This window comes from Shewanella sp. SR43-4 (assembly GCF_014163845.1).
Lineage (GTDB): Bacteria > Pseudomonadota > Gammaproteobacteria > Enterobacterales > Shewanellaceae > Shewanella > Shewanella vesiculosa.
In genome coordinates this window covers 1-572 of the sequence record NZ_JACJEB010000053.1, presented here as the reverse complement: position 1 = coordinate 572, position 572 = coordinate 1, and the positions used below count along the sequence as shown (strand labels likewise).

Below are 572 nucleotides of genomic sequence, written 5' to 3'. Positions count from 1 at the left end.
CCCGTGACCGGTGTCATCAGCTTGACCCCAGCGGGCGTGGCCGCCGTCGCCAATGACTTTGAAGCCCTGGCGAACGTGCACAATTTAGTCGTCGGCGCCTCAGATGGCGTCAACACCACCAACATTAACGTCACCCTCACTGAGCTTGATGTCAATGAAGCGCCTGAGTTCACCCCACCCGTGGGCGAAACCAGCTACAACTTTACGTATTTTGAAAACAGCAGCGACAGCACTGTGATTGGCACCGTCAATGCCATCGATCCGGAAGGCACGCCAGTGACCTACAGTATCGTCAGCGGCAATGACGACGCTTGGTTTGAGATTGACCCCGTGACCGGTGTCATCAGCTTGACCCCAGCGGGCGTGGCCGCCGTCGCCAATGACTTTGAAGCCCTGGCGAACGTGCACAATTTAGTCGTCGGCGCCTCAGATGGCGTCAACACCACCAACATTAACGTCACCCTCACTGAGCTTGATGTCAATGAAACGCCTGAGTTCACCCCACCCGTGGGCGAAACCAGCTACAACTTTACGTATTTTGAAAACAGCAGCGACAGCACTGTGATTGGCAC

1 protein-coding gene is annotated in these 572 nt (G+C 55.9%); it reads left to right on the top strand.

From position 1 onward, the window contains the following. Positions 1 to 572: cadherin repeat domain-containing protein (locus tag H5123_RS20380; protein ID WP_182699097.1), on the top strand; the 572-nt coding region annotated here is incomplete at both ends.